Annotated in this window: 7 protein-coding genes and 1 rRNA gene; 5 read left to right on the forward strand and 3 right to left on the reverse strand. The window is 71.1% G+C overall.

All coding sequences use genetic code 11. The features are described 5' to 3' along the window. Nucleotides 1-88 (forward strand): 5S ribosomal RNA (rrf, locus tag ACFV9W_RS38915); the annotation flags it as partial. Nucleotides 89-150: 62 nt separating this feature from the next. Here rrf and ACFV9W_RS38920 read toward each other — a convergent pair. Both ACFV9W_RS38920 and ACFV9W_RS38925 read right to left on the reverse strand, forming a co-directional pair. Continuing rightward, the gene (locus ACFV9W_RS38920; protein WP_385770829.1) at nucleotides 151-957 is read right to left on the reverse strand and encodes a maleylpyruvate isomerase family mycothiol-dependent enzyme; all 807 of its coding nucleotides are present in this window, start codon (nucleotides 955-957) and stop codon (nucleotides 151-153) included. Nucleotides 958-1,014: 57 nt separating this feature from the next. Then, entirely contained in the window at nucleotides 1,015-1,896 is an 882-nt protein-coding gene (locus ACFV9W_RS38925; RefSeq protein ID WP_385770831.1) for a GyrI-like domain-containing protein, read from the reverse strand. A gap of 210 nt (nucleotides 1,897-2,106) precedes the next feature. On the opposite strand from ACFV9W_RS38925, the gene ACFV9W_RS38930 reads away from it, so the two are divergent. The 4 genes from ACFV9W_RS38930 (at nucleotide 2,107) to ACFV9W_RS38945 (ending at nucleotide 5,566) form a co-directional block, all read left to right on the forward strand. After that, a complete protein-coding gene (locus tag ACFV9W_RS38930; RefSeq protein WP_385770834.1) occupies nucleotides 2,107-2,421 on the forward strand; it encodes a hypothetical protein in 315 nt (104 codons plus the stop codon). Nucleotides 2,422-2,450: 29 nt separating this feature from the next. Next, on the forward strand, nucleotides 2,451-2,864 hold the full coding sequence (locus ACFV9W_RS38935; protein WP_385770836.1) for a MerR family transcriptional regulator: 414 nt from the start codon (nucleotides 2,451-2,453) through the stop codon (nucleotides 2,862-2,864). Next, nucleotides 2,861-3,181 carry a thioredoxin gene (trxA, locus tag ACFV9W_RS38940; RefSeq protein WP_385770838.1) on the forward strand — a complete coding sequence of 107 codons (321 nt, stop codon included), beginning with the start codon at nucleotides 2,861-2,863 and terminating at the stop codon, nucleotides 3,179-3,181. Before ACFV9W_RS38935 ends, trxA begins: the two co-directional genes overlap by 4 nt. A gap of 147 nt (nucleotides 3,182-3,328) precedes the next feature. Next, nucleotides 3,329-5,566 carry a HelD family protein gene (locus tag ACFV9W_RS38945; protein WP_385770840.1) on the forward strand — a complete coding sequence of 746 codons (2,238 nt, stop codon included), beginning with the start codon at nucleotides 3,329-3,331 and terminating at the stop codon, nucleotides 5,564-5,566. A gap of 130 nt (nucleotides 5,567-5,696) precedes the next feature. Here the strand turns inward: ACFV9W_RS38945 and ACFV9W_RS38950 are convergent. Beyond that, nucleotides 5,697-6,137: alpha amylase C-terminal domain-containing protein (locus ACFV9W_RS38950; RefSeq protein ID WP_385770842.1), on the reverse strand; the 441-nt coding region annotated here is incomplete at its 5' end.

Genomic DNA, 6,137 nt, shown 5'->3' on the forward strand with positions numbered 1-6,137 from the left:
CGGTTACATTCCGAACCCGGAAGCTAAGCCTCACAGCGCCGATGGTACTGCAGGGGGGACCCTGTGGGAGAGTAGGACGCCGCCGAACTATTTTTAGAGAAAAGCCCCGTGCCATTGGCACGGGGCTTTTCTGCGTTTCAGACGCGCTTTCTACTCGGTGGAAATCCGAAGGCAGGCCCGCAATTCCTCGACCGCCTCCGGAGCCCCGGTCACCCGCACCCGGGAGGGCTCATCGGTGCCCTCCCGGTTCCACAGGTCGCGCAGCAGCGCCTCCGGTGTGCCGCTCAGGGTGACGTCCGCGGGGCCTGCGTCCGCGTCGGTCTCGACCGTGAAAGAGGGGGCGGGCCCCGTGCGAATCCGCCACGTCGCGCTCTTCTCGCCCTCCGCCCGCACCTCGTACGTCCGGCCCGGTGAGGCGCCCAGTGGCTCCCGGAAGTAGTCGGACCACTCGGTGACCGCGTAGGCGGTGAACACGTTCAGGAGTTCGTCGATGCCGTCGATGGCGAGGTCGTCCGGGACCACGGTGACCGGTCCGCCGGCCGCGAGTTCGGCGTCGATGCGGTGGATGACCGTCTCCTGGGTCATGCGGCGGATCCAGAAGCCGACGGTCTGGTCCGGGGCGTACCAGGTGCCCGAGGGGTCCTCCGGGCCCCGCGCGTCGAGGGCGGCCCGCAGTTCGGTGTACGTGCGGTTCAGGAGGGCGAAGGGTTCCTCGTCGGTCGTGCCCTTCGGCGGCCACTCCGGTTCGGTGCCCGGGGCGGCCGCCAGGATGGCCTGCGTCTTGTGTGCGTAGACCTGCCCGACGTGGCGCACCAGGTCGGTGGCGGTCCAGCCGGGGCAGCTCGGCACCTGTGCCGCCGGGGCCTGCGCGGCGGCGGCCCCGAGCCGCTCGAAGTCGGCGGCCAGGCAGTCGAGATACCGGGCGATGGGCAGGGTGGTGCCTGCATCGTGGCTCATGGACGCAACGTAGCGGCAGGCGCTGACAATTGGCCCGGGAATTACGGGCCCGTCAGGTCAGGCGGACTCCCGCTCCACCGGCAGCCACAGTTCCGCGTCCGCCGTCGCGCCGTCCGGGGACATCCGGGTGCGGAGGATCTCCGGGCCGGGGCGGGTGCGGTACGGGTTGGCGGGGAACCACTCCGCGTACACCGTCGCCCAGAGTGCCTGGATGGCCTCCGGGGCCGGGCCCGACGTGGTGAAGACGGCCCAGGTGCCGGCGGGCACGGGGAGCACGGTGGCGCCCGCGGGGGCCGGAGCGTCCGGGCCGGCCACCACCCCGTGGTAGTAGTCGAGTTCGCTGCCCTCGGCGCGGCCGGGGTCCAGGTCGTCGCAGACCGCGACCAGGCCCTCGGGCTCCTCGCCGGAGTCCTTCGACAACTGCTCCAGGGCCGAGACGGTCTCCGGCGGGACGGAGCGGACGAAGTCGATGATCGACTGGTTCGGGCCCTGGTAGATCAGGGGGACCCGGGCCTTCGGGCCGACGACGCTGAAGTCGGGGCGGTCCACTACGCGGTAGCGCATGCTGCTGTTCCCTTCGACGGTGAGCCGGAAGGAGAGGCGGGGCTGGGAGACCAGGGCCGGTTTCGTCCGGCGGGCCTCGCCCGGGCCGACCCCGTGCAGGGCACGGAACGCGCGGGCGAACGCCTCGCCCGAGCCGTACCCGTAGCGCACGGCGATGGTCAGGAGCGACTCCCGGTCGGCGAGGACCTCGGCGCCCGCCACCGTGAGCCGGCGCCGCCGGACGTACTCCGACAGCGGCATGCCCGCGAGCGCCGAGAACATCCGGCGCAGGTGGTACTCCGACGTCGTGGCGACGCGCGCCAGTTCCGCGATGTCCAGGGGCTCGTCGAGGCGCTGCTCGACGTGGTCCATGACCTGGTTGAGTCGGTCCAGCAACCTGGCCTCTCCTCTCCGGTTCGTGCTGTTTTCCGGTTCTGCCGTTGACGTCTTGAACGCTAGGCGCGGTGGACGGGGGCGGACCCGACATCCTGTGCCCGATGAAGTCGGCTGCCCGATGAAGTCGGCCGCGCGAGCCGGGACAGCTGAGTACCTGAGCTGAGTACGCGCACTCAGGTAGGGGAACGGCTGTCCGCATTGGATGGAGACATGATCTCCGAACTCGTGGACGACTCCGTCGCACCGCCCGCGCCGCGTCCCCGGGCGTGGGTCGCCCCGCTGGTGTCCAGCGTGATCACGCTGCCCGCCGCGCTCCTCGCGTACGGGACCGCCGCGGCCTCGCAGGCGTGGCCCTTCACCGTCTTCGGCTGGGGGCTGACCGTCGCGCTCCTGACGCTCGCCACCGCCTGGCTGCTGCCGTGGGAGGAACGGTTCGTGGCCCGCAGGCGCGGGTTCTCGGTGGCGGCGCCGTTCGCCGTCGCGGCGGCGTTCGCGCTGTACCTCGTACTCGTCGACTGGCCTTGACGTCAGCGGCAAGGTCTAACGTCTCCCGTATGCGCATCGGAGAGCTCGCCGCCCGCGCCGGTACGACGACGCGGGCGCTCAGGTACTACGAGTCGCGCGGGCTGCTGCCCGCGCGGCGCGGCGGAAACGGCTACCGGACGTACGACGAGGACGACCTGCGGGCCCTGCGGCAGATCCGCACGCTGCAGGACTTCGGATTCGACCTGGAGGAGACCCGGCCGTTCGTGGAGTGCCTGCGGGCCGGTCACCCGGAGGGTGACTCGTGCCCGGCGTCGGTGGCCGTGTACCGGAGCAAGGTCGCCGAACTCGATGCGCTGATCGGCGAGTTGACCGCCGTACGCGAGACCGTCGGTGCGCAATTGGCGCGCGCCGAGCGGGCCATGGAGGCGCTGGCCGCGTCGCAGGAGGCCGAGCCGCGCTGCGAACTAGGGGAGACGGGATGACGTTGCGTGGAGTGACCGACGCGGACTTCGAGGAGCAGGTGCTGCGGGCACAGCGGCCGGTGCTCGTGGAGTTCACCGCGCGGTGGTGCGGGCCCTGCCGGCAGCTGGGTCCCGTGCTGGAGTCGATCGCGGAGGAGGAGCGGGACCGGCTCGACGTCGTGGCCGTCGATGTCGACGTGAGTCCGGACGCGGCCGTGAAGTACCAGGTGCTCGGGACGCCCACGCTCATGGTCTTCAAGGACGGTGAGCCGGTGTGGTCGCGCGTCGGGGCGCGGTCCAGGCGGAAGCTGCTTGAGGAACTGGCCGAGCTTCCGTAACCCTCGAACTCCCGCAATTGGAATTCGGCCCCGCCCGGGGTATATTCGGTGTTTCTGTGTGCCCACAGAAAAGACCCCACAGTGGGGGCCAACAAAAACCACGGTACCGGGCAGGGAGTTGTTTTGTCAAGCCGGGACAGCCTGGAATTGCAGAAAGAGCAGGAATACATCGACGCGCTCTACAGGCGCGTCGATGAGCTGCGTGGCGTCGCCGCGGACTCCGTCCGGGATGCGATCACCCCGGTGGGAAGCGGCCAGCAGGCGCTCCTCGAGCGGGACCTGTTGGTCGTCGAGCGTTCGGGGCTGCTCGCCGCGCTGAATGCGGTCGAGGGTTCGCTCTGCTTCGGTCGAATTGACCTCAAGGGCGACGACGATCAAGAACTCGGTGTGGCGCATCACATCGGCCGTATCGGAATTCGCGCCGACGACGCGGAGCGCACACCGATGCTGATCGACTGGCGGGCGCCCGTCGCCCGGCCTTTCTATCTCGCCACCGGTCATACGCCGATGGGTCTGCGCCGGCGCCGCCACCTCACGTTCGACGGGCGCACGGTCACCGAGCTGCACGACGAGATCCTCGACCTCGACGACGCGGAGCGCACCGGGTACGAGGACCCCACCGGCGACGCCGTGCTGCTCGCCGCCCTGAACTCGGCGCGCACCGGCCGCATGGGCGACATCGTGCAGACGATCCAGGCCGAGCAGGACCACATCATCCGCCACCCGCACCCCGGCGTGCTCGTCGTCGAGGGCGGGCCCGGCACCGGCAAGACGGCCGTCGCGCTGCACCGCGCCGCGTTCCTGCTGTACGAGCAGCGGGAGCTGCTCGCCAAGCGGGCCGTGCTGATCGTCGGCCCGAACCCGGCCTTCCTGCGGTACATCAGCGAGGTGCTGCCCGGACTCGGCGAGACCGGCGTGCTGCTCTCGACGGTCGGCGAGCTGTTCCCCGGCGTGCGCGCCACCGTCAAGGACACGCCGCGCGCGGCCACCGTGAAGGGCTCGGCGGCGATGGCCGACAGCCTCGCGCTGGCCATCGAGGACCGGCAGCGGCTCCCCGAGCCCGGCGCCCCGCTGATCATCCCGAACGACGACGGCGACCTGATCCTCGACTGGGAGATCGCCTACGAGGCCCGGCAGGCGGCCCGCGACACCAAGCTGCCGCACAACCTCGCCCGCCCGCACTTCGCGTTCCGGGTCATCGACGCGCTCACCGAACAGCTCACCGAGCGGATCGGCGCCGACCCCTACGGCGGCCCGAACTTCCTCGGCCCCGACGACATCGCCCAGCTCGGCAAGGCCGTCGCGTCCAGCGCCGACGTGCACGCGGCGATCGAGGAGCTGTGGCCCCAGCTGACCCCGCAGGGCTTCGTCGCCGACTATCTGGCCGAGCCGACGCATCTGCCGGAGGACGACGCGGACGCGATCCGGCGCGCCGAGGGCGGCGAGTGGACGGTCGGGGACGTGCCGTTGCTCGACGAGGCCGCCGAGCTGCTCGGCTATGACGACAGTGCCGAGCGGGCCGCCGCGGAGGCGGCGCGGCAGGAGCGGATCGCGTACGCGCAGGGCGTGCTCGACCTGTCCAAGGGCTCGGAGACGTACGAGTTCGAGGACGAGGAGGAGTCGGAGGTGCTCGCCGCGCACGACATCGTGGACGCGGACCGGGTCGCCGGCTGGTACGAGGAGGAGGACCACCGCAGCGCCGCGGAGCGGGCCGCCGCCGACCGGACCTGGGCGTTCGGGCACATCATCGTCGACGAGGCGCAGGAGCTGAGCCCGATGGCGTGGCGGCTGCTCATGCGCAGGTCGCCGACGCGGTCGATGACGCTCGTCGGCGACCCCGCGCAGACCTCGGAGGAGGGCAGCGTCGGAGCGTGGGCGGACATCCTCGCGCCGTACGTCGAGGGCCGCTTCGAGCACACCCGGCTCGGCGTCAACTACCGGACGCCGTCCGAGATCATGGACGTCGCGGCGGCGGTGCTGAATGACTCCCGTCCGGGGTACGAGGCGCCGTCCTCCGTGCGGTCCACCGGGGAGCGGCCGTGGGTGCTGCGTGCCGACGATGTCGTGGAGGCGACGGCCAAGGCCGCGGTCGAGCGGATTCCCGAGGAGGGGCGGCTTGCGGTGATTGCGCCGCGGCGGCTCCACGAGGGGCTGGCCGCCCGGCTGCCCGGGGTTGTTGCCGGGGGTGAGCCCGATCTCACGCGGCATTTGGTGTTGCTTGATCCGCGGCAGGCCAAGGGGCTTGAGTTCGACCGGGTGATCGTGGTCGAGCCGGGGGAGTTCGGGGTGAGCGATTTGTATGTGGCGTTGACTCGGGCCACGCAGGATTTGGGAGTTGTGCACGCGGCGGAGCTGCCGGGGGCGTTGGGGGCGGCGTTGCTGTAGGCCGCGGCGGGGTGGGGCTTGTTGAGTCCCCCACCCCGCCCCTTCCCGAAACCGGGGGCTTCGCCCCCTGGACCCCCTTAAAAGATTGCGCTCACGCGGCGGAGCCGCATATCGACACAGCCCCGCGCCCCTAGGGGCGCAGCCATACCGTTGCCAGGGGTGGCAGCGTCAGGGTGATGTTTGCTGGGCGGGCGTGCTCGGGCGCATCGGTCGGTTTGATCGGGTCGCGGTTTGTTATGTCGCCGCCGCCGTAGCGGGCCGCGTCCGTGTTCAGGGCTTCGTGCCATGCCGGGATGTCGTCCGGTACGCCCAGGCGGTACTCGTGGCGGACGACCGGCGAGAAGTTCGACACGGACAGCAGCGGGGTGCCGTCCGCGGCGTGGCGGAGGAAGGCGAAGACGTTGTCCTCCGCCGCGTCGCCCGCGATCCACGAGAAGCCTGTCGGGTCGGTGTCGCGTTCCCATAGGGCGGGGGCCGCCCGGTAGCAGGTGTTGAGGTCGCGGACGAGGTCGCGGATGCCGCGGTGGTCGGGTTCGGCTCCGTAGGCGGGGTCGAGGAGCCACCAGTCGGG

The sequence above is a fragment of the Streptomyces sp. NPDC059897 genome (assembly GCF_042730865.1).
Lineage (GTDB): Bacteria > Actinomycetota > Actinomycetes > Streptomycetales > Streptomycetaceae > Streptomyces.

Excerpts from the sequence above, each read along its gene's own strand:
- ACFV9W_RS38920 (WP_385770829.1), bottom strand. The coding sequence starts at position 957 with ATGAGCCACGATGCAGGCACCACCCTGCCCATCGCCCGGTATCTCGAC.
- ACFV9W_RS38930 (WP_385770834.1), top strand. The coding sequence starts at position 2,107 with ATGATCTCCGAACTCGTGGACGACTCCGTCGCACCGCCCGCGCCGCGT.
- ACFV9W_RS38935 (WP_385770836.1), top strand. The coding sequence starts at position 2,451 with ATGCGCATCGGAGAGCTCGCCGCCCGCGCCGGTACGACGACGCGGGCG.
- trxA (WP_385770838.1), top strand. The coding sequence starts at position 2,861 with ATGACGTTGCGTGGAGTGACCGACGCGGACTTCGAGGAGCAGGTGCTG.